This window comes from Acuticoccus sp., from assembly GCF_965213555.1.
In the GTDB taxonomy this organism is placed as follows: Bacteria; Pseudomonadota; Alphaproteobacteria; order Rhizobiales; family Amorphaceae; genus Acuticoccus.
Genome location: NZ_OZ243890.1, coordinates 1,436,784 through 1,455,883, shown reverse-complemented (window position 1 = coordinate 1,455,883; position 19,100 = coordinate 1,436,784). Strand labels below are relative to the sequence as shown.

Genomic DNA, 19,100 nt, shown 5'->3' with positions numbered 1-19,100 from the left:
GAGCGGCGACGGCGGCGTGCATCGTCCTAGGGCGAAGCGGGGCAGGGCCCGTGCGGCAACCGCACCGCGGCCCGCAGGATGACGCTCGACCCAGTCACCCTCGTCGTCTTTGCGCTGGCCGTGGCGCTGCTCGGGCTCTCCAAGGGCGGACTGTCCGGCGTCGGCATGATGGCCATGCCCCTGATGCTGTTCGTGATGCCGCCAACCGCCGCGGCAAGCGTCATCCTGCCGGTCCTCCTCACGCAGGACGCGTTCTCGGTCTGGCTCTATCGCGGCCGCTGGGACGTCGGCAACCTGAAGCTGCTCCTGCCCGCGGCGGCCGTCGGCATCGTCGTCGGCGTGCTCTCGTTCGCGGTCCTGCCGCGCGAGGCGCTCCTCGTCCTGCTCGGCGTGGTCACCCTGGTGTTCGCCCTGCGCGGCCTGGCACGGCGCGGGGCGGCCGCGAGCGTCGCCCACCCTGCCACCGGCCTCCTCCTCGGCGCGCTGTCTGGCTTCACGTCCACCGTGCTCCACCACGGTGGGCCGCCCTTCCAGATGTACCTCCTGCCCCAAAAGCTGCCGCGCGACGTGTTCGTCGCCACCAGCGTGGCGTTCTTCGCGACCGTGAACTGGCTGAAGGTGCCTGGCTTCCTGGCGCTGGGCCAGCTCACCCGCGAGGTGCTTACCATCGCGCTCGTCGCGGCGCCCTACGCACTGGCGATGACCCTTCTGGGCGCCCGCCTCGTGCGGCGCATCGCGCCGGAAAGGTTCTACGTCCTCATCCACCTGATCCTCGTCGCGGTGAGCATCAAGCTCATCGCCGACGGCGCGCTGTGACGCGTCGCCTTCCCGGCCCCGTTGCACCGCGGTGGGGGCTGCTGCGCGCTGACGGGGCGAACGACCTCGGCGTGGTCTGGCTCGACGGGCACGGCGAGTTCAACACGCCGGAGACCGTCTCAGGGGACTTCCTCGACAACGAGGCTCAGCACGCTACGGGGCGCTGCTGGCGAGCCCTGCGGGCACCGTGCCGGCATCTTGCGCGCTGCCGGACGCGCGCGTGACGCTCGTCGGCGCGCACGGGGTGGACGCGGGCGCCGTGCGGGGGCGGCGCGTCTGCGGTCGTCGGTGCCGCGGGGGCGCTCTTCGATCCCGCCCTCGATCGCAGCGGCCGTTTCGGAGGGGCGGCGCTGGCGCTGCTCCGGCGAGCTGCGGCCGGATAGAAAAGCCGACCAGGGGTGCTCGCCAAAGCCCGCGATGCCGTCGGCATTGAAGGGGCGGCCAGCCCATGGTGAGGTGCTGCCGCTCAACGGGAGGGACCGATGCGCGTCCTCATCATCGGCGGCGGCGGCTTCCTCGGGCAGAAGATCGCCCGCGCCCTCGCCGCGTCCGGCAGGCTCAACGGCGCGCCGATCACCCACGTCGCGCTCGCCGACCTCGCGGCGCCAGCGCCGGTCGAGGCGCCGTTCGGCGTCAGCGCGCACGCCGCCGACATCGGCGACGCGGCGCAGGCGAGGGCGCTGTTCGAGGCCTCACCCGACGTCGTCTTCCACCTCGCCGCGGTGGTCTCCGGCCAGGCGGAGGCCGAGTTCGACCTCGGCATGCGGGTCAACGTCGACGGGACGCGCAACGTCTTCGAGGCGGCGCGCGCGCTCGGCACGTCCCCCGTCGTGGTCTTCACCTCGTCCTGCGCGGTCTACGGCGGCGAGATCCCCGAAGCGATCGAGGACTGGACGCAGGTGAACCCGCAGACCTCCTACGGCGCCCAGAAGGCGATCGGCGAGCTCCTGTGCACGGACTACTCGCGCAAGGGCTTCATCGACGGCCGGGCGCCGCGCCTGCCGACGGTGACGATCCGCCCCGGCCGGCCCAACGCCGCCGCATCCTCGTTCATGTCCTCCATCTTCCGCGAGCCGCTGCAGGGGGAGGAGGCGGTCTGCCCGGTCGAGGAGGACTACGCGCTGTGGTACGCCTCGCCGCGGGCGACGGTCGCGAACCTCATCGCCTGCGCGGAGGTCGACGCCGCGGCGCTCGGCGAGAACCGAGCCTTCGCGCTGCCCGGACGCGTCGGCACCATCGGCGAGATGATCGAGGCCATGCGCCGCGTCGCCGGCGACGACCCGGTGCGCCGCATCCGCTTCGAGCCTGACGAGACGATCCGCGCCATCGTCTCCGGTTGGCGCCCGCACATCAACCCGCGCAAGGCGCTGATGCTGGGGCTGACCGCGGACGCCTCCTTCGAGGACAACGTGCGCTACTTCCTGGAGGACGACGTGCGCCGCGAGCCGGCCTGATCGCCACCGGTCCCTCGCCTCATGCCACGGGGGTGATGAGCGGGTCGCCGGCGAAGTGGGCCTTGAGGTTGCGTACGACGAGGTCGCCCATCATCCAGCGCGTCTTGCGCGTGGCCGAGCCCTGGTGCGGCGACAGGACGACGTTCTGCATCGTCCGCAGCGCCTCGGGCACGTGGGGCTCGTCCTCGAACACGTCGAGCGCTGCACCGGCGATGCGGCCCTCCGAGAGCGCGGCGATGAGCGCCGCCTCGTCCACCGTCGAGCCGCGCCCGACGTTGACGAGGTAGCCCTCCTCACCCAGCGCGTCGAACACGGCGCCGCCCAGCATCTTGTCCGTCGCGGCGCCGCCGGGGGTGATGTTGACCAGCCAGTCCGCCGCCTGCGCCATCTCGACGAGGTCGGCGTAGTACCGGTAGGGCTCGAAGGGCTGCTCGTGCCGGCCATGGTAGACGACCTGCATCTTGAACGCCTGGGCGCGGCGGGCGACCTCCTTGCCGATGCGGCCGAGGCCGACGATGCCGAGCGTCTTGCCGGTCAGCTCGGCGGTGAGCTTGTAGTTCGCCTCGCTCCAGCGTCCGGACCGTACGTAGGCGTCCGCTTGGGGGATCTCGCGGGCGAGGGCGATCATCAGGCCCAGCGTCGTCTCCGCCATGGCATCGTTGAGCACGTCCGGCGTGTTGGTGACGCGCAGACCCCGCTCACGGCAGTAGCCGAGGTCGAGGCCGTCGTAGCCGACGCCGAACGAGGAGATCATCTGGAGCTTCGGCAGCCGGTCGAGCACGGACTTGGGCGCGCCCTTGCCGCCCGCCGTCAGGAGCCCCCGCACCTCTCCTCCGACCTCATCGAGAAGCGCGTCCTTGTCGGCGGCCGCGGTGAGGTCATGCAGGATGAAGTCCGGGCGCAACGCCTCGACGACGCTGTCCATCATCGGGTCGGCCATCAGGACGTGCGGCCCGCTCACGCCGCCACCACCGTCTGACGCTGCTCGCCGAGCCCGTCGATGCCGAGCGTCATGACGTCGCCGACCTTGAGGTACTGCGGCGGCTTCATCCCCATGCCGACGCCGGGGGGCGTGCCGGTGGCGATGACGTCGCCTGGCTTCAAGGTCATGAACTGCGACAGGTAGGACACGACGGTGGGCACGTTGAAGATGAGCGTCGACGTCGACCCGTTCTGCCGCCGCTCGCCATTGACGTCGAGCCACATGGACAGGTTGTGCGGGTCGGCGACCTCGTCGGGGGTGACGAGCCATGGGCCGAGGGGGCCGAACGTGTCGTGGCTCTTGCCCTTGGTCCACTGGCCCTCGCGCTTCGTCTGGAAGGTGCGCTCGGACACGTCGTTGAACAGCGCGAAGCCGGCCACGTGGTCCATCGCGTCGGCCTCGGACACGTACTTCGCCTCGCGCCCGACGATGACGGCGAGCTCCACCTCCCAGTCGAGCGCGTCGGAGCCTCGAGGCAGCTCCACGTCTTCGTTGGGGCCACAGATCGCGGTCACCGCCTTGCTGAACACGATGGGCTCGGACGGCGGGCTCGCGCCGGTCTCGGCGGCGTGATCGGAGTAGTTGAGGCCGATGCAGATGACCTTGCCCGGGTGGCCGACGCACGGCCCGATGCGGCCCGGATCGGCGATGACCGGCAGCCCGTCGACGTCGGTGGTGCGGATCGTCTCGAACATCTGTGGCGCGATGGTGGCCGAGCTGATGTCGGAGATCACCCCGGACAAGTCGCGCGTGGTGCCGTCGGGCGCGATGCACGCCGGCTTCTCGTGGCCCGCCGGGCCGTATCGCAGGAGCTTCAAGGACGTCCTCCAGGGTTCGGCGGCGGGCGCCGGGTTTGCTTTGGGACCCGTCGGGGTGGCGTCAGCCGACGCTCCAGCCGCCGTCGATGACCATCGCCTGCCCGGTCACGAAGGCCGACTCGTCGGAGGCAAGGTAGACCGCGAGGGCGGCGATCTCCTCGGCGGTGGCGATCCGACCCATGGGCTGGCGGGCGATGAACGCCTTCATCGCGGCGTCGTAATCCCCCGTCGCACGTAGGCGGTCGTGCAGCGAGGGCGAGTCGACGGTGCCGGGACAGATGGCGTTCACCCTGATGCCCTGGGTGACGAAGTCCACCGCGACCGACTTGGTGAGCCCGATGACGGCCGCCTTCGACGCGCCGTACACGCACCGGTTCGGCGCGCCGATCACCGAGGAGGCGGCCGAGGAGATGTTGATGATCGAGCCGCCGCCGCGCTCCAGCATCCCCGGGACCACCGCGCGGCAGGCTCGGAACATCGACTTCACGTTCAACGCGAACGCGAAGTCGAACTCCTCGTCCGTGGCGTCGAGCACGGTGCCATGGTGGACGTAGCCGGCGCAGTTGAACAGGACGTCGGGCCGCGCGCGCTCGATGGCCGCCTCGAGCGCCTCCCGGTCGAGGACGTCGAGGGCGAACGCCTCGACCCCGTCCGGCAGGCCGGCGAGCGCCGCCTCGTTGAGGTCGGTGGCAAACACCTGCGCGCCCTCCGCTGCGAAAACCGCGGCGGTGGCCCGCCCGATGCCCTGCGCGGCGGCGGTGAGGAGGCAACGTTTTCCCTTGAGGCGCATGGGCGATCGGTCTCGCGGTTGGTTTCGTCCCACGCCATGGGTGGCACACCGGGCCGGCCGACGGCAATCGGCTCAACCCCGTTCGGCCCTCCGCCGACCTCGTCGCTCAGGCGGCGCGCATGAAGTTGAAGTCGACCATGACGTGTTCAGGGTAGGCCGAGCGGCTGCGCAGCCGCTCGTAGTACGACGACAGCGCCGGCAGGTCGGCCCGGGCGATCTCGAGCTCGTGGTAGCGGTAGAGGAAGGTTCCGAACGCGATGTCGGCGATGGTGAGGTGGTCGCCGGCGAGGAAGGGCTGCCGCGCGAGCTGCTCGTGCGCCACGCGCATGGCCCGGGTGAGGGCCCTGTGCTCGGCCTCCATCAGGGCGGTGTTGCGCTCGGCAGGAGGGGTGCGCACGTAGGAGACGAAGAGGACCTGCATCGGACGCTGCACGGCGACGGCGGCCCACTCGGCCCACTGGTCTGCGTCGGCTTGCAACTGGCCCGACGCCGGCCACAGCCGTCGCTCCGGATCGTGCCGTGCGAGGTAGCGCACCACCGCGTTCGACTCCCACAGGATGACGCCGTCCTCGGTGCGCACCGTCGGAATCAGCCCGTGCGGGTTCATGGCAAGGTAGTCCGGCGCGTCGAGCCCGCCGAACTGGCCGCCGACGTCGAAGCGCTCGTGGGCGAGGCCGAGCTCGCCGATCACCCACATCACCTTCTGTACGTTGACCGAGCTCGCCCGGCCCCAGACCGTCAACATAGTGCGCATCCCCCCGCGTCCGCGGCCGTTATGCCGCGGCGCGGGCGGGCGCGCCAGATCACTCGGCGGCGGCGGCGGCGAGGCCCCTCTTCGCGGCGGCCTTCTGAACCTCGTAGATGGAGCCCCTCGTGGAGGGCTGCGGTTGGGGCACGCGCACCGGGACGGGCTCGAGCCGTGGCCGCGTCGTCGGCTCGCCGCACAACAGACGCGCGTCGTAGTCCTCGAACGACAGCGCGCCCGTCATCGAACCCAGGACGGGGAACGCGTCGGCCGCCATCATCTCCAGGAACAGGACGCCGCGGTCGCGCGGCGAGCGGTTGGTGTCCGACCCGTGCACGATCCGCGCGTGGTGGATCGAGATCGAGCCCGCCGGCGCCTTCAGCTTGACGGCATCCGCCATGTCGAGCCCGCTCGCCTCGAGGTCCATGGTGCCAGCGAACACGCCGCCGGAGTGATGGTCGTAGATCGCGGCGCGGTGGCTGCCCGGGAACACCATCAGCGGGCCGTTCTGCTCGTCGACGTCGTCGAGCATGACGCCCACCGCGAGGAGGTCGTCGTTGGTGTGCGGGTAGAACGCGAAGTCCTGGTGCCAGTCCACCGGGGCGCCGTAGCGCGCGGATTTCACGTTGAGCTTGGTGGTATGGAGGCGCACGCTCGGGCCGACGAGGTCGCGCACCGGGGCGAGGACGATGTCTGAGCGCAGGAGCTCGTTCACCACCGTGCTCTGGGTGTGGGGCAGCTTCACGCGGCGCACGCGCGGCTCGTCCGGCTTGTGGCTGTCCTCAAGATCGAGCTTGTCGTCGCTCGCCGTCATGCCGCGCGCCGCTTCTTGGAAGCGCGCGAGCTCGGCCTTGAGCGCCGCCACCGTCTCGGCAGGAACCCGTCGCTCGAGGACGACGTAGCCGTTCTCGTCGTAGGATGCGACCTCTTCGGCGCTGAGGACCTCCCGCGAGGTGCTGCGAGGAGCTGCCATGGTACCCTCCCTTGGTTTTGGGGAAGGTACGCCTCACGCACCGTCGTGGGAAGTTCAGCCCGTCGACAGGGACGCGACGGCGCTGATCACGGCTTCGGCCTCGGCGACGGTCCGCGCGACGATGTCGGCGGCCGTCGGGCGATCGTAAATGAGGCCCGCCGCCTCGCCGACGAAGACGCCGACCTCCTCGGGATCCCCCGCGCGGAACGCCTCGGTATAGCCCTCGCGCTGGGCGGCTGCCGCGGCGCGATGCTCCTGCGGGCGACCCCCCCAACGGCGCACGAAGGCGTTGTCGAGGACTCGCGCGGTGTAGGCGTCCGGCCAGTCGTAGCCCCTTGCGATGTCGGTGGCGCGCTGGCGCACGGTGCCGTCGCCGTCCGCCGCGATGGCTGCCGCCACGTGCCGCTCGTGCGTGAGGGCCTCCGCGCTCGCCCAGAAGCGCGAGCCCATGAGGACGCCGTCGGCGCCCAGCGCGAGGGCGGAGGCGAGGCCGCGACCGTCCGCGATCCCGCCGGCGGCGACGAGCAGCGGCTCGGGTCCCAAGGCGTCGCGCACCTCGGGCACCAGCGTCATGGTTGCGCGCGTTGCGCCGTGCCCGCCGGCCTCCGCGCCCTGCGCGACGATCACGTCCGCCCCCGCCGCCCGCGCGAGCCGTGCGCTGGGCAGGTCCTGCACCTGGCAGATGAGGAGCGCCCCGGCGTCCCGCACCGCGGCGGCGTAGGGGGACGGATCGCCGAAGGAGAGCATGACGGCAACGGGCCGACGCTCGAGCGCGAGGCGCAGCGTGTCGGGATGCTCGGGCAGACGCCACGTGATGAAGCCGCAGCCGACCCGCGTGTTGCCGGCGTCGCGGAACGCCGCCTCCACGAACGCAGGATCGCCGTAGCCACCGCCGATGAGGCCGAGGCCACCGGCACGCGTCACCGCCGCGGCGAGCGCGCCTCCAGACGCGAACGCCATCGGTGCGGACAGGATCGGCGCCTCGATGGAGAGCGCCCGCGTCAGCCTCGTCGCGATCAACGGACCGCGCCGAGCGTTGAGATCAGCCGGCGTAGCCCTGACGCTCGGCGTTCGCCTGGGCCGCGTCGCGCGACTTGAAGCCCGACGGCGCGGCGCCGACGATCTTGCCGTTGGAGGCCACGCGCCGCCATCGCCAGTTGCCCGCCTTGTCCTCGTAGAACTCCCACTTGTCCTTGGCGTTCTTGCTGCGCTTGGCGTTCTTCTCGCAGTCCGCGCGCGAGACGTAGCCCTCGCAAGCCGCCCCGACCACCCCGCCATCCGAGGCCTTCATGCGCCAGCGCCACTCGCCGCGCCGGTCCTGGTAGAACTCGACCGTGTCCTTCGTCGTTGCCATGCCGATGCTTCCGCTGCCGCTCGGGCCCGTCGCCCGGTCCGTCAATGGTGCGCGCTATGGTCGCACCTCGCAACAATGCGTGATGGTCGTACGGCAATCAAGCGTGAATTCGTTCCCGCAGGCGCAACATCAGCGGATCGCATCCGCGGACGTGCGTGGCACCGTCGGTCAATCGTCCGCCGTCTCATCGTCCTCCTCGGGCTGGCGAGCTTGGCGCTCGTTTGCCGCCTTGACGCGGTTGGCGAACGCATTGGCCCGTCGAGTCGCCTGCTTCTCCCGCAGCATCTCGGGGGCGAGCGCCTCGCGGGTCGTGACCTTCGGCTCGGGCAGCACTAGCCCGAACGCCTCGCCGAACCAGTCGACGTCCGCCCTCGACTGCTCGCGCAGGCGATCGAGGGCCGCAGCGCTGAGGGCGAACTTCGGTCCCTCCAGCTTGCGCAGGAGCCTTGCCTTCATGGTGCGCTGCGCCCGTTGCAGCGGTACGTTCTCGGCCTTGAGCTTGCGGTTCAGCGCGTCGGCCACCTGGACCGCGTTCATCGAGAGCGACGTGTTCTTGCGCCTGATCTCGAGCGCCTGCGCGGCGTCGGAGACCCCGAGCGTCTCGAGCACGTCGTGCTCCACGGCGCCGAGCTTCGCCACTGCCTCGTCGTAGGACCGCAGCACGAGCGCATCGCGGCCGAACGTTTTCGCGAAGGTTTCGATGCCGCGACGCAGGTGTCCGTCGTACCCCTCCGCCTCGACATCAGCAGAGGTGGCGTAGGTACGCTTGATGCGCTCCTGCCCGTTGCTGATCGTGTACCCCACGGGGTGGCGGATGTAGGCGAGGATCTTCACGGGGATCCCCGGGAACATCTCGTCCGCCATCTCCTTCAGGATGGCCGCGCGCCTTGGCGTGGACTTGAACAGCGACTCGGTGGAGAACATGAACGTGCCGTCACTGAAGTCCGCGGCCTCCGCCTTGGCGAGGTTCAGCCGGTGCAGCGCCTTCTGCGCCGTCGCCCCGGACCACTTGTTCTGTGCGTCGTCGAAGCCGAACCGGTCGGCGTAGCGCAGCGAGAAGGACAGGAACGCGTGGTTCCGCGCCATCGACGCGTAGTGCAGTCCTCGCGCGGCCAACGCAGCCCGTGCTCGGCTGAACGAGTCCTGCACGGACGTCGAGCCGGTCTTGAGCGAGCCGATGTGGATGACAGCTTGGCGCATGGGAGCCTCGTGGTCTGCTGACGGGTTACATCACCGCGCCGATCTGCCAAGGCACGAACTCGTGGTCGCCGAGCCCCTGGGCCTCGGACTTCGTGGCCTCGCCCGAGGCGACGGCGAGGATGCGCTCGTAGATCTGCCGGCCGACCTCCTCGACGCTCGCCTCGCCCGTGAGGATCGTGCCGGCGTCGACGTCCATGTCCTCGTCCATCGTGCGGGCGAGCTCGCGCGTCGTCGCTACCTTGATGGTCGGCGCGGGCTTGGAGCCGAACGCCGAGCCGCGCCCGGTGGTGAAGACGACGACGTTGCAGCCCGACGCAATCTGGCCCGTCACCGAGGCGGGATCGTAGCCCGGCGAGTCCATGAACGCGAAGCCCGGCGCCGCGATGGGCTCGGCGTACTCGTAGACCCCCGTCAGCGGCGTCGTGCCGCCCTTCGCCGCCGCGCCGAGGGACTTCTCCAGGATCGTCGTCAGGCCGCCGCGCTTGTTGCCTGGCGAGGGGTTGTTGTCCATGGACCCCTTGTTGCGCGCCACGTAATCCTCCCACCACCTAATGCGCGCGATGAGCCGCTCGCCGACCTCGGGCGTCGCGGCGCGCTCGGCGAGGAGGTGCTCCGCGCCGTAGATCTCCGGCGTCTCGGCCAGCACGCCAGTGCCGCCCTGGGCGACCAGGAGGTCGCAGGCGTGGCCGAGGGCGGGGTTGGCGGTGATGCCCGACCAGGCGTCCGACCCGCCGCACTGCAGCGCCACGGTGAGCCTTGCGGCCGGGCACGGCTCGCGGCCGGCGTCGTTCACCAGCGGCAGCATCGCCTCGACCTTGGCGATGCCGGCCGCCACCGTGCGGCGCAGCCCCGCGACGTCCTGGATGTTCATCGCCGCGAAGGTCGGCCCCTCCTTCAGGCCGTAGGCTTCCAGGAGCCAGGCGATCTGGTTCATCTCGCAGCCGAGGCCGACCATCACGACGCCGCCGAGGTTCGGGTGCCGCGCGATGCCCCACATGACGCGCTGGAGCGCGGCGAAGCCGTCGCCGGAGCCGGCCATGCCGCAGCCCGTCCCGTGGGCGAAGGCGACGACGCCGTCGACGTTGGGGTAGGCGGCCAGGCGCTCCGGGGTGAAGTGGTCGGCGATCTTGTGCGCCGCGGTCGCCGAGCAGTTCACGCTGGTGAGGAGGGCGATGTAGTTGCGCGTGCCCACCGCGCCTGACGCCCGCCGGTAACCGGCGAAGGTGTCCTCGCGCGCCGGCTTCGCTGCGGGACGAAGGTTTGTGCCGAAGCGATAGGTGCCGGCCGTCGCCACGAAGGCGAGGTTGTGGTCGTGCACGTGCTCGCCGGCGGCGATGTCGCGCTTGGCGGTACCGATCACTTGGGCGTACTTGCGCACTTGGTTGCCGGCGGCGACGTCGCGCGTCGCCACCTTGTGCCCGCGCGGAATGAGGGATCCTGTGGCCACCCCCTCGACGGTTGCACCCGCCTCGAGCGGACGCGTCACCGTGACGACGTCGTCCACCGGATCGAGCCGCACGAACACGGGCGCGACCGACGCGCTCGCCTCGCGTTCCAACTCATCGGTCGTTGCCATCTGAACCCCCACCGTGCGCTGACCGGGCCCATTAAGCGCGCCACGGCGCCGTTGACCAGCCTGGCACCGATGGACGGCAGGACCGCGCTCGCCTATGCCGGTCGCCGCCTCAGCACCGCGCCTTGCCCGCCCTCCTCGCCCGGACCCGTCGCTCGATGTCCGCACGCCCCATCCTGTTGACCGGCAGCGCGGGGTTCGTCGGCCGCACGATCGCGCCGATGCTGCGCGAGGCGTTCCCGGGCCGTGCGCTCGTCGAGGTCGTGCGCTCGCCCCCCGCGCCTGCGGGAGGCGCTGCCGTGGACCTCACCGGCCGTGCCGCCACCGACCGCCTCGTGCGCGACGCCGCGCCGGGCATCGTCGTCCACCTCGCCGCGTACTCCTCGGTCGGGCTTGCGCGGCGCGACCCGGACGCCGTGTGGCGCGACAACGTCGACGCCTCGCTCTGGGTCGCGCGCGCCGTAGCGCAGCACGTGCCGGACGCCCTCGTCCTCGCCACGAGCACCGCCGAGGTCTACGGCCGCGCCCTCGTCGGTGGCGCGGTGGACGAGGCGACCGTGCCCCGCCCGAACGGACCCTACGCGTGCTCCAAGCTCGCCTCCGAACACGCCTTCGTCGCGACGCTCCCGGCGAGCGTCAAATTGATCCTCGCCCGCCCGTTCAACCACACGGGCCCGGGGCAGTCCGAGAACTTCGCGATCCCCTCATTCGCCGCGCAGCTCGCCCGGATGGAGGCCGGGCTCGTCCCGCCCCGCCTCAAGGTCGGCAACCTCAAGGCGGCACGCGACTTCCTCCACGTGGCCGACGTTGCGGCGACCTACGTCAGGCTCCTCGCCATGGCCGATCGGCTGCCCCAGCGCACCCTCCTCAACGTCGCGCGCGGCGTCGCGACCCCCATCGAGGCCATGCTCGACGTCCTGTTGCGGCTCGCGACCGTGGACGTCGCCGTCGAGGTCGACCCCGCGAGGCTCCGACCGAACGAGATCCCCGTCGCCACCACGCGCACCGAACGCATCTCGCGGCTCATGGACTGGCCGCCGAGGCGTTGTCTGGTCGACATCCTGCGCGACGTGCTCGACGACAAGCGCGCGGAGGTGCGGGCTGCTGGCTGAGCCAAGGACTTCGCGCCGTTGCGTGAGCGTGATAGGCGCGCCCAACGGTCGGCGCACGGGGTGTCGTCCACCAAGGGAGCAGGTCATGCGCATCGACGCGATCCCCATCGGCACGAACCCGCCCGAGGACGTCAACGTCATCATCGAGGTGCCCGTCGGCGGCGAGCCCATCAAGTACGAGCTCGACAAGGCGTCCGGCACCTTATGGGTCGACCGCTTCCTCTACACGTCCATGCGCTACCCAGTGAACTACGGCTTCGTCCCGCACACGCTATCGGACGACGGCGACCCGCTCGACGTGATGATCGCCTCGACGCGGCCGATCGCGCCCGGCGCGGTGATGAACGCGCGGCCCATCGGCGTGCTCAACATGGAGGACGACGGAGGGGTGGACGAGAAGGTGCTCGCCGTCCCGGTCACCAAACTCACGCGGCGCTACGAGAACGTGCGCTCCTACCAGGACATGCCGCAGATCACCATCGAGCAGATTCAGCACTTCTTCGAGCACTACAAGGACCTCGAGCCCGGCAAGTGGGTCAAGATGCTCGGCTGGGGCGACGTGGAGGAGGCCAAGGCCAAGGTGGTCGAGGCCATCGAGCGCGCCCGCCGCGAGGGCGAGAAGGAGGTCGCCACCATCAAGGCCGCCGAGTAGCCGGCCCGGCTCACACGAAGACAAGCGTCAGCGCGGGGAACAGCACGACGAGCATCAGGACGAAGAGCTGCAGCACGATGAAGGGCAGGAAGCCCTGGAAGATCTGCGGCAGCGTGATGTGCGGTGGTGCGACGGACTTCAGGTAGAACGCGGCCGGCCCGAACGGTGGCGACAGGAACGACACCTGCATGTTCACGCAGAACAGGATGCCGAACCAGATGCGCACCTCCGTCGGCGAGAGGCCGAGGTCGAGCTGCAGCACGATGGGCAGGAACACCGGCATCACGAGGAGCACGATCCCGACCCAGTCCATCAGCGCGCCGAGGAACAGGAAGATCGCCATCATGATGAGGATGACGGTCATCGGCGCCAGCTCCGCCCCGGTGATGAGGTTGGCGACGTAGGCCGGGCCGCCGGCGATGGAGTACGCCCCGGCGAGCGCGGTGGCGCCGAACGTCACCATCAAGATCGTGCCGGTGGATTTGAACGTGCGCTGCAGCGACTGGTAGAACAGCGGCCACGTCATCTCGCCGCGCAGCACGATGAAGATGAGGACCGCGACGGTGCCCATGCCCGCCGCCTCGGTGATGCCGGTCACGCCGCCGTAGATCGACCCCAGGACCACGAACACGACGACGAGGGGCGCGACGAGGCCCTTGCCCATGTTCCACGACTCCACCGCGCGGCCCGCGCCGAAGCCGGCGAACAGCACCAGCGCCGCCGCGACGGATACGGCGAGGAGGAACGTCACGTCGTCGAGTGGGGCGGCGAGGAACAGTCCGGTGGTGCGCGCGCCGAAGGTCGACTGGGCGTAGACGAGGGCCGCCGCGACGAGGCTGGCGAACGAGACGAGCGTCAGCACGAAGGCGAGGAAGCGCACGGGCTTCGACCAGCCGACGAGGTCGTCGTCGTGCGTATCAGGGAGCGGGGCGAGGGACGGGTTCAGCTGCGTGCGCACGACGATGTAGATCAAGTAGCACGCGGCGAGGATGAAGCCCGGCAGGAACGCCGCGGTGAACAGCGCCTGGATCGAGGTCTCCGTCACCAAGCCGTAGATGATGAGGACGATGGACGGCGGGATCATCGTGCCGAGCGAGCCGGAGGCGCAGATGGTGCCGATGGCGAGGTTCTGGTTGTAGCCGAGGCGCAGCATCTGCGGCAGCGCGATGAGGCCGAGGAGTACCACCTCGCCACCGATGATGCCGCTCATCGCCGCCATGATGATCGCCATGATCGACGTCACCAGCGCGATGCCGCCGCGCGTGCGAGACAGCCAGACGTTGAGCGAGGTGTACATGTCTCGCGCGAGGCCGGAGCGCTCGAGCAGCGAGGCCATGAAGATGAACAGCGGCACCGAGATGATGACGTAGTCCGTCATCAACCCGTAGATGCGCTGGGACAGGATCGAGAACGGGCCGGTGCCGAACTCGCGGAACAGCACGTCCGGCCCGAACTTCAAGTACAGCACCGCGACGGCGAGGAAACCCGACGCGAAGCCCAGCGGCATGCCGATGGCGAGGAGCACGATGATGCCGACGAGGACGAGCACCGACAGCGGCGCGATCGCCACGCCGGAGACCTTCGGCAGGCCGGCGTAGGCGGCCCAGAACGCGTCCCGCAGGGGTTGGGTATTCGGCCCGCTCGCCACCTCGGGAGGCAGGACGAAGATGAGCACGGTCGCCGCCACTGCGAGGAGGATGGCCGCCGCCACGTCCTGCCGGCGGACCGAAAGAACGATGAAGGCGGCGAGGGCGACGAGGAGGGCGATCAGCCAGGGGATGAAGGGCATCAAATGCTCTGTGGCGCGGCGCGGCGACGCCTCTTCGAGGAAATGTGGGCAGGAAGGCGCCCCGCTGGCGCTGAGGGACGGCCCCGCATCGACGACGCGGGCGACGACGGCCCGGCGCAGGGCCAGCGCACCGCGCCTTGTAGCCGGTGCGCTCGACCCCTGACGCCAGCGGCCATCCTAGTCGTGCCGATCGGTGACGGTCTGGCGGTAGGCGCTCTTCAGCTCGCCCACCTCGTCCGCGTCCACGTGGCCCTCCGGCACCGGCGTCTCGTTCCAGTCCGCGATGAGGTTGGCGATCGCCTGCAAGATGATGAGCGCGGCGATGATGAGGATGGCGGGCTTCATCGTCGCGGGGATCGGCGGATCCCAGGCGGTGCCGAAGGTCTCCCACCGGTCGTACTTCTGGACCGCCTCGTTGAACCCACCGTGGATGATCATCGCCCCGAAGATGACGATGCACACGGTCGAGATGACGTCGAACACCCGTTGCAGCCAGCGCGGCACCGCATCGTAGAGCAGCGTGATGCGGATGTGCCCACGCTGTTGTAGCACGTAGAGCGCCGCGAGGAGGTAGATGAACCCGCCGATCCATAGGCTCATCTCGTTGACCCACAGCGTCGGCTTCTCGAAGAAGTAGCGCATGACCACTTCGTAGAACATGATCGCGACGATGACGGCGACGAGAAACATGCCGACCCGGCTGATGCCGAGGCTGATGTAGTCGATCGCGGTCTTGGGTCTCACCTCGATCACTGGCGTCCTCCGCCGGGACCGCCCTCAGGGCGCCGTCCCCATGCCTTCACCATCGGACGCCCGAGCCGCCGGCGGCTCGGGCGTCGCGCCCGCCTACTGAGACGTGCCGCCTGAGGCGCCGGTGTTAGCGTCGGCCTCGCTGGAGCCGTCGCCGAACAGGCCGATGGTCGTGAGGAACTCCTTGTGCTGCTCGACCATGGCCTTCGACTGCTCGGTCGTCGCGAACTCGTCCCACGCCGCGATCGCCGCATCGCGGAAGGTGCGGCGGTCCTCCTCGGACCAGTCGTGCATGGTGACGCCGGCCGCCTCGAGCTCGTTCGCGGCGCGCTGGATATCCACCTGGTAGGCAAGCGTCGTGCGGAAGGCGAGCTTCTGCATGGCGACGTCGAGGATGCGCTGCAGGTCCTCGGGCATCGCATCCCACACGTCCTTGCGGATCGCGAGGTGGTCGGCCGGCATCGAGTGGAAGCCGGGGTACGTGGCGTGCTTGACGACGTCGTAGATCCCGACCGACTGGCTGGTGGACAGGTTCGAGTGGTCCGTCCCCTCGATGATGCCGGACTCCAGCGCGGTGAACACCTCGGTGAAGTCCATCACGATGGGCGATGCGCCAAGGTTGGCGAAGATCATCGTCTCCATCCCCGGCGGCGAGCGGAACTTCCAGTTCTCGAGCGCCGCGGGGTCCGCGATCGGGCTCGACGAGGCGAGCGACTCTTGGCCGGGGATCCACCAGCCGATGAGCTGCATGCCGTACTCGTTGTACAGCGCCTGCGCTGCCTCCAGGCCGCCGCCGTTGTACAGGAAGGCGTACATCTGCCAGGGCGTGTCGTAGCCCCCCATGGGGTCGCCGACGAACTGGAAGGCGGGGTCCTTGCCGGTCTGGTACGCGCCGCCCGTCATGTCGGCGTCGAGGATCCCGTTGACCGCCGCGTCGAACGTCTCGACGGACTTCACCACGGCCGACGAGTAGAACGGTTCGATGGCGATGCGCCCGCCCGACATCGTCGTCACATCGTCGAAGAACTGCGCCGCGCTGCGGCCCGACAAGGACTCGGGCGACAGGTGCGTCTGGATGCGCAGGGTGAACTCGGCATCCTGCGCGAGGGCGCCCGAGGCGAGTGCGGCGACGGCGGTGCCGGCCACAAGTGTGCGGATCATGGTCTCTCCCTATGGCGCAGGCGTTGGGTCGCCCGGCTTCTCATGGTCGTTCCTGGGACGGCGTCGCACGCTCTGCAGCGCCGTCCCAAGGCTTTCGTAAGGTTAGCCAAACCGCGTGCCTGCCGCAACGATCGTGGCTGTTGGGCCGGCGCCTAGCGGTCGTCGGTTAGCCCGATGGTCGCCTGGAACTCCTTGTGCAGGTCGATCAGCTCGCGCGCGGCGTCGGTGGTGGCGAAGTCGCTCCATGCGGCGACTGCGGCCTCGCGGAACGTGCGCCGGTCTTCCTGCGACCAGTCATGGATCGTCACGCCCTGGGCCTCGAGGTCGGAGGCGGCCTGCAGCGTCTCCACCGAGCCGGTCAACGTGATGCGGAAGGCGAGCTTCTGCATGGCGACGTCGATGATCCGCTGCAGGTCCTCGGGCATGGAGTCCCAGAGGTCCTTGCGGATGGCGAAGTGGTCCGCCGGCATGGAGTGGAACCCGGGGAAGGTGGCGTGCTTGACGACGTCGTAGAGGCCGGAGGACTTGTTCACCGCCAGGTTCGACATGTCCGCCCCCTCGATGATGCCGGACTCCAGCGAGGTGAACACCTCGGTGAAGTCCATCACGATGGGGGAGGCGCCGAGGTCGGCGAAGATCTGCGTCTGCATCCCGGGCGGCGAGCGGAACTTCCACCCCTCAAGGTCCGCCGGCGACGTCAGCGGCCGGGCGGATGCGAGCGACTCGGGCGCGGCGATCCACCAGCCGATGAGCTGCATGCCGTACTCGTTGTACAGCGCCTGCGCCGCCTCGAGCCCGCCGCCGTTGTACAGGAAGGCGTACATCTGCCACGGCGTGTCGTAGCCCCCCATGGGGTCGCCGACGAACTGGAAGGCCGAGTCCTTGCCGGTCTGGTAGGCGCCCGACGTGAGGTCGCCGTCGAGGATGCCGTTCATCGCCGCATCGAACGTCTCCGCCGACTTCACGACGGCCGAGGCGTAGAACGGCTCGATGGCGATGCGCCCGCCCGACATGGTCTCTACGTCGTCGTAGAACTGCGCCGCGCTCTTGCCGGCGATGGACTCCGGCGAGTGGTGCGTCTGGATGCGCAGCGTGAACTCGGCATCCTGAGCCGACACGGCCGTCGCGCCGAAGGCGGCGAGCGCGACGCCGGCCATGATCGTACGGTTCATGTGATCCTCCCATTGCGCTGGACTCCGCCAGCTTTCTGCGTCGACGACGCCGCGGCGACGCTAGCCGAGCGTCGGCTTTGCCGCAACGAGAAGCATGAGGCGCAGGAACTTGATTACAGCGATGGGAGTTCTTCCCCATTCCACATCACTAGGAGGACTTCATGCGTATTGTCACGGCGACCGTGCTCGCCTGCGCCTTTGTATCCGCTCCCGCCGTCGCACAGGAGACCGTCGTGGTCCCCGAGACGGACATCATGCTGACCGCGCCGACCGTGGAGGTCGGGGGCTATGAGCGTGTCGACGTCGTCGCGCAGCCCCTCGGCGAGGACGAGATCGAGGATGCTGAGGTCTGGTCCACGGTGACCAACGAGAACATCGGCAGCGTCGACGACATGACCACCGACACCGCTGGCACCACCTACCTCGAGCTCGAGATCGGCGGCTTCCTCGGGATCGGCGACAAGGAGATCATCGTCCCCCTCGATCAGGTCGCCGTGTACCGAGGCGAGGACGTGCGCGTGTACATCGACGCCACCGAGGAGGAGCTGGAAGCCTACCCGACCTACGAGGACGACGACTGACGGTTGAGGGGCTGCCGAGCGTCCGGTGAAGAACGCTCGGCTCGGCTCGAAGGGTCGAGACGCCGGCGCGCGGCCTACTGCGCGCCGGTGGTGACGAGGCCGATCTCGTTCATGAACTCGAGGTGCTTGTCGACCAGCGCCTTCGCCTGCTCAGTGGTCGCGAACTCACTCCACGCCTGCCGCGCCCCTTCGCGGAAGGTCGCACGATCCTCCTCCGACCAATCATGGAACGTCACCTCGCCCTGCAGCTCGTTGACCGCGTTCTGGATGTCCACCGAGTAGTCCAGGGTCGTGCGGAACGAGTTCTTCTGCGCCGCCACCTCCATGATGCGCTGGATGTCCTCGGGCAGCCCATTCCAGACGTTGAGGTTGATCGAGAAGTGGTCGGCGGGCATCGAGTGGAAGCCCGGGTAGGTGGTGTGCTTGACGAGGTCGTAGATGCCCATCGACCGGTTCGTGGACACGTTGGAGACGTCCGCGCCGTCGATGATGCCGGTCTCGAGCGAGGTGAACACCTCGGTGAAGTCGATGACGATGGGCGAGGCGCCGAGGGTCTCGAAGATCATCGTCTCCATGCCCGGCGGCGAGCGGAACTTCCAGTCCTTGAGGTCCTCCGGGCCCGTCAGCGGCACCGAGGCGTTGAGCGATTCCGGTCCCGGGATCTGCCAGCCGAGGAGGTACATCCCGTACTCCTCGTAGAGCGCCTGGGTGAGCTCCATGCCGCCGCCCTCGTAGAGCCAGGCGTAGAACTGCCATGGGGTCTCGTAGCCGCCCATCACGTCCGAGACGAACTGGAACGCCGGGTCCTTGCCCGTCAGGTACGAGGCGTTGGTGAAGTCCCCGTCGACGATGCCGCTGATCGCAGCGTCGAAGGTCTCGGCCGACTTCACGATCGCGGACGAGTAGAACATCTCGATGTCGACGCGTCCGCCCGACATCGTCTCCACGTCGTCCACCCACTGGGCGATGTTCTTGCCGGACAGCGACTCCGGGCTCTGGTGGTTCTGGATGCGCAGCGTGAACTCCTGCGCGGATGCTGCGGCGAGCCCTAGGCCGAGCGCGGTCGTGGCGACGAGCGTGGTGCGGATCATCAACGTCCTCCCTGGTGCGGGGCGTTACGCCCTCTCGCCGGCACGGTAGTCGGCGAGCCCCTCGAAGACAACGGCGCGCGAGTGGCG

General features: G+C 69.5%; 19 protein-coding genes. 5 read left to right on the top strand and 14 right to left on the bottom strand.

Annotation, left to right across the window (positions count from 1 at the left end; all coding sequences use genetic code 11):
* Nucleotides 1–78: 78 nt before the first annotated feature.
* Both ACOOE8_RS07085 and denD read left to right on the top strand, forming a co-directional pair.
* Entirely contained in the window at nt 79–816 is a 738-nt protein-coding gene (locus tag ACOOE8_RS07085; protein WP_420394131.1) for a sulfite exporter TauE/SafE family protein, read from the top strand.
* Between the two features lie 482 nt (nt 817–1,298).
* Complete coding sequence (gene denD, locus ACOOE8_RS07080; RefSeq protein ID WP_420394130.1) at nt 1,299–2,270, top strand: D-erythronate dehydrogenase; 972 nt, start codon at nt 1,299–1,301, stop codon at nt 2,268–2,270.
* Between the two features lie 19 nt (nt 2,271–2,289).
* On the opposite strand, the gene ACOOE8_RS07075 is transcribed toward denD, so the two are convergent.
* The 9 genes from ACOOE8_RS07075 to ACOOE8_RS07035 all read right to left on the bottom strand — a co-directional run bounded on the left by ACOOE8_RS07075 (nt 2,290) and on the right by ACOOE8_RS07035 (nt 10,708).
* Entirely contained in the window at nt 2,290–3,231 is a 942-nt protein-coding gene (locus ACOOE8_RS07075) for a 2-hydroxyacid dehydrogenase (protein WP_420394129.1), read from the bottom strand.
* Complete coding sequence (locus ACOOE8_RS07070) at nt 3,228–4,070, bottom strand: fumarylacetoacetate hydrolase family protein (RefSeq protein WP_420394128.1); 843 nt, start codon at nt 4,068–4,070, stop codon at nt 3,228–3,230. Before ACOOE8_RS07070 ends, ACOOE8_RS07075 begins: the two co-directional genes overlap by 4 nt.
* A 61-nt stretch (nt 4,071–4,131) precedes the next feature.
* On the bottom strand, nt 4,132–4,860 hold the full coding sequence (locus tag ACOOE8_RS07065; RefSeq protein ID WP_420394127.1) for an SDR family oxidoreductase: 729 nt from the start codon (nt 4,858–4,860) through the stop codon (nt 4,132–4,134).
* A gap of 106 nt (nt 4,861–4,966) precedes the next feature.
* A complete protein-coding gene (locus ACOOE8_RS07060; RefSeq protein ID WP_420394126.1) occupies nt 4,967–5,614 on the bottom strand; it encodes a glutathione S-transferase family protein in 648 nt (215 codons plus the stop codon).
* A gap of 49 nt (nt 5,615–5,663) precedes the next feature.
* Complete coding sequence (locus tag ACOOE8_RS07055) at nt 5,664–6,578, bottom strand: phytanoyl-CoA dioxygenase family protein (protein WP_420394125.1); 915 nt, start codon at nt 6,576–6,578, stop codon at nt 5,664–5,666.
* 54 nt (nt 6,579–6,632) lie between these two features.
* Entirely contained in the window at nt 6,633–7,598 is a 966-nt protein-coding gene (locus tag ACOOE8_RS07050) for an NAD(P)H-dependent flavin oxidoreductase (RefSeq protein ID WP_420394124.1), read from the bottom strand.
* Between the two features lie 22 nt (nt 7,599–7,620).
* Nucleotides 7,621–7,932: a DUF1508 domain-containing protein gene (locus ACOOE8_RS07045; protein ID WP_420394123.1), complete on the bottom strand. Its 312-nt coding sequence runs from the start codon at nt 7,930–7,932 to the stop codon at nt 7,621–7,623.
* 168 nt (nt 7,933–8,100) lie between these two features.
* Nucleotides 8,101–9,132, bottom strand: coding sequence for a hypothetical protein (locus ACOOE8_RS07040; RefSeq protein ID WP_420394122.1), 1,032 nt, complete (start codon nt 9,130–9,132; stop codon nt 8,101–8,103).
* Between the two features lie 25 nt (nt 9,133–9,157).
* Nucleotides 9,158–10,708, bottom strand: coding sequence for a UxaA family hydrolase (locus tag ACOOE8_RS07035; protein WP_420394121.1), 1,551 nt, complete (start codon nt 10,706–10,708; stop codon nt 9,158–9,160).
* 155 nt (nt 10,709–10,863) lie between these two features.
* Between ACOOE8_RS07035 and ACOOE8_RS07030 the strand changes: the two genes are divergently transcribed.
* Nucleotides 10,864–11,817 carry an NAD-dependent epimerase/dehydratase family protein gene (locus ACOOE8_RS07030; protein ID WP_420394120.1) on the top strand — a complete coding sequence of 318 codons (954 nt, stop codon included), beginning with the start codon at nt 10,864–10,866 and terminating at the stop codon, nt 11,815–11,817.
* A gap of 85 nt (nt 11,818–11,902) precedes the next feature.
* Nucleotides 11,903–12,469: an inorganic diphosphatase gene (gene ppa, locus ACOOE8_RS07025; RefSeq protein WP_420394119.1), complete on the top strand. Its 567-nt coding sequence runs from the start codon at nt 11,903–11,905 to the stop codon at nt 12,467–12,469.
* 10 nt (nt 12,470–12,479) lie between these two features.
* On the opposite strand, the gene ACOOE8_RS07020 is transcribed toward ppa, so the two are convergent.
* From ACOOE8_RS07020 to ACOOE8_RS07005, 4 genes are all read right to left on the bottom strand, one after another.
* Nucleotides 12,480–14,258 carry a TRAP transporter large permease gene (locus ACOOE8_RS07020; protein WP_420394118.1) on the bottom strand — a complete coding sequence of 593 codons (1,779 nt, stop codon included), beginning with the start codon at nt 14,256–14,258 and terminating at the stop codon, nt 12,480–12,482.
* A gap of 177 nt (nt 14,259–14,435) precedes the next feature.
* A complete protein-coding gene (locus ACOOE8_RS07015) occupies nt 14,436–15,011 on the bottom strand; it encodes a TRAP transporter small permease subunit (RefSeq protein ID WP_420394117.1) in 576 nt (191 codons plus the stop codon).
* Nucleotides 15,012–15,104: 93 nt separating this feature from the next.
* Nucleotides 15,105–16,169, bottom strand: coding sequence for a TRAP transporter substrate-binding protein (locus ACOOE8_RS07010; RefSeq protein WP_420394116.1), 1,065 nt, complete (start codon nt 16,167–16,169; stop codon nt 15,105–15,107).
* A gap of 152 nt (nt 16,170–16,321) precedes the next feature.
* A complete protein-coding gene (locus ACOOE8_RS07005; RefSeq protein ID WP_420394115.1) occupies nt 16,322–17,341 on the bottom strand; it encodes a TRAP transporter substrate-binding protein in 1,020 nt (339 codons plus the stop codon).
* 161 nt (nt 17,342–17,502) lie between these two features.
* Between ACOOE8_RS07005 and ACOOE8_RS07000 the strand changes: the two genes are divergently transcribed.
* Nucleotides 17,503–17,922 (top strand): PRC-barrel domain-containing protein, encoded by a 420-nt coding sequence (locus ACOOE8_RS07000; protein ID WP_420394114.1) that lies wholly within the window; start codon nt 17,503–17,505, stop codon nt 17,920–17,922.
* 74 nt (nt 17,923–17,996) lie between these two features.
* Here ACOOE8_RS07000 and ACOOE8_RS06995 read toward each other — a convergent pair whose 3' ends face one another.
* Nucleotides 17,997–19,013: a TRAP transporter substrate-binding protein gene (locus ACOOE8_RS06995; protein ID WP_420394113.1), complete on the bottom strand. Its 1,017-nt coding sequence runs from the start codon at nt 19,011–19,013 to the stop codon at nt 17,997–17,999.
* Nucleotides 19,014–19,100: the final 87 nt, after the last annotated feature.

Excerpts from the sequence above, each read along its gene's own strand:
- ACOOE8_RS07085 (WP_420394131.1), top strand. The coding sequence starts at position 79 with ATGACGCTCGACCCAGTCACCCTCGTCGTCTTTGCGCTGGCCGTGGCG.
- denD (WP_420394130.1), top strand. The coding sequence starts at position 1,299 with ATGCGCGTCCTCATCATCGGCGGCGGCGGCTTCCTCGGGCAGAAGATC.
- ACOOE8_RS07065 (WP_420394127.1), bottom strand. The coding sequence starts at position 4,860 with ATGCGCCTCAAGGGAAAACGTTGCCTCCTCACCGCCGCCGCGCAGGGC.
- ACOOE8_RS07060 (WP_420394126.1), bottom strand. The coding sequence starts at position 5,614 with ATGCGCACTATGTTGACGGTCTGGGGCCGGGCGAGCTCGGTCAACGTA.
- ACOOE8_RS07055 (WP_420394125.1), bottom strand. The coding sequence starts at position 6,578 with ATGGCAGCTCCTCGCAGCACCTCGCGGGAGGTCCTCAGCGCCGAAGAG.
- ACOOE8_RS07045 (WP_420394123.1), bottom strand. The coding sequence starts at position 7,932 with ATGGCAACGACGAAGGACACGGTCGAGTTCTACCAGGACCGGCGCGGC.
- ACOOE8_RS07040 (WP_420394122.1), bottom strand. The coding sequence starts at position 9,132 with ATGCGCCAAGCTGTCATCCACATCGGCTCGCTCAAGACCGGCTCGACG.
- ACOOE8_RS07035 (WP_420394121.1), bottom strand. The coding sequence starts at position 10,708 with ATGGCAACGACCGATGAGTTGGAACGCGAGGCGAGCGCGTCGGTCGCG.
- ACOOE8_RS07030 (WP_420394120.1), top strand. The coding sequence starts at position 10,864 with ATGTCCGCACGCCCCATCCTGTTGACCGGCAGCGCGGGGTTCGTCGGC.
- ppa (WP_420394119.1), top strand. The coding sequence starts at position 11,903 with ATGCGCATCGACGCGATCCCCATCGGCACGAACCCGCCCGAGGACGTC.
- ACOOE8_RS07020 (WP_420394118.1), bottom strand. The coding sequence starts at position 14,258 with ATGCCCTTCATCCCCTGGCTGATCGCCCTCCTCGTCGCCCTCGCCGCC.
- ACOOE8_RS07010 (WP_420394116.1), bottom strand. The coding sequence starts at position 16,169 with ATGATCCGCACACTTGTGGCCGGCACCGCCGTCGCCGCACTCGCCTCG.
- ACOOE8_RS07005 (WP_420394115.1), bottom strand. The coding sequence starts at position 17,341 with ATGAACCGTACGATCATGGCCGGCGTCGCGCTCGCCGCCTTCGGCGCG.
- ACOOE8_RS07000 (WP_420394114.1), top strand. The coding sequence starts at position 17,503 with ATGCGTATTGTCACGGCGACCGTGCTCGCCTGCGCCTTTGTATCCGCT.
- ACOOE8_RS06995 (WP_420394113.1), bottom strand. The coding sequence starts at position 19,013 with ATGATCCGCACCACGCTCGTCGCCACGACCGCGCTCGGCCTAGGGCTC.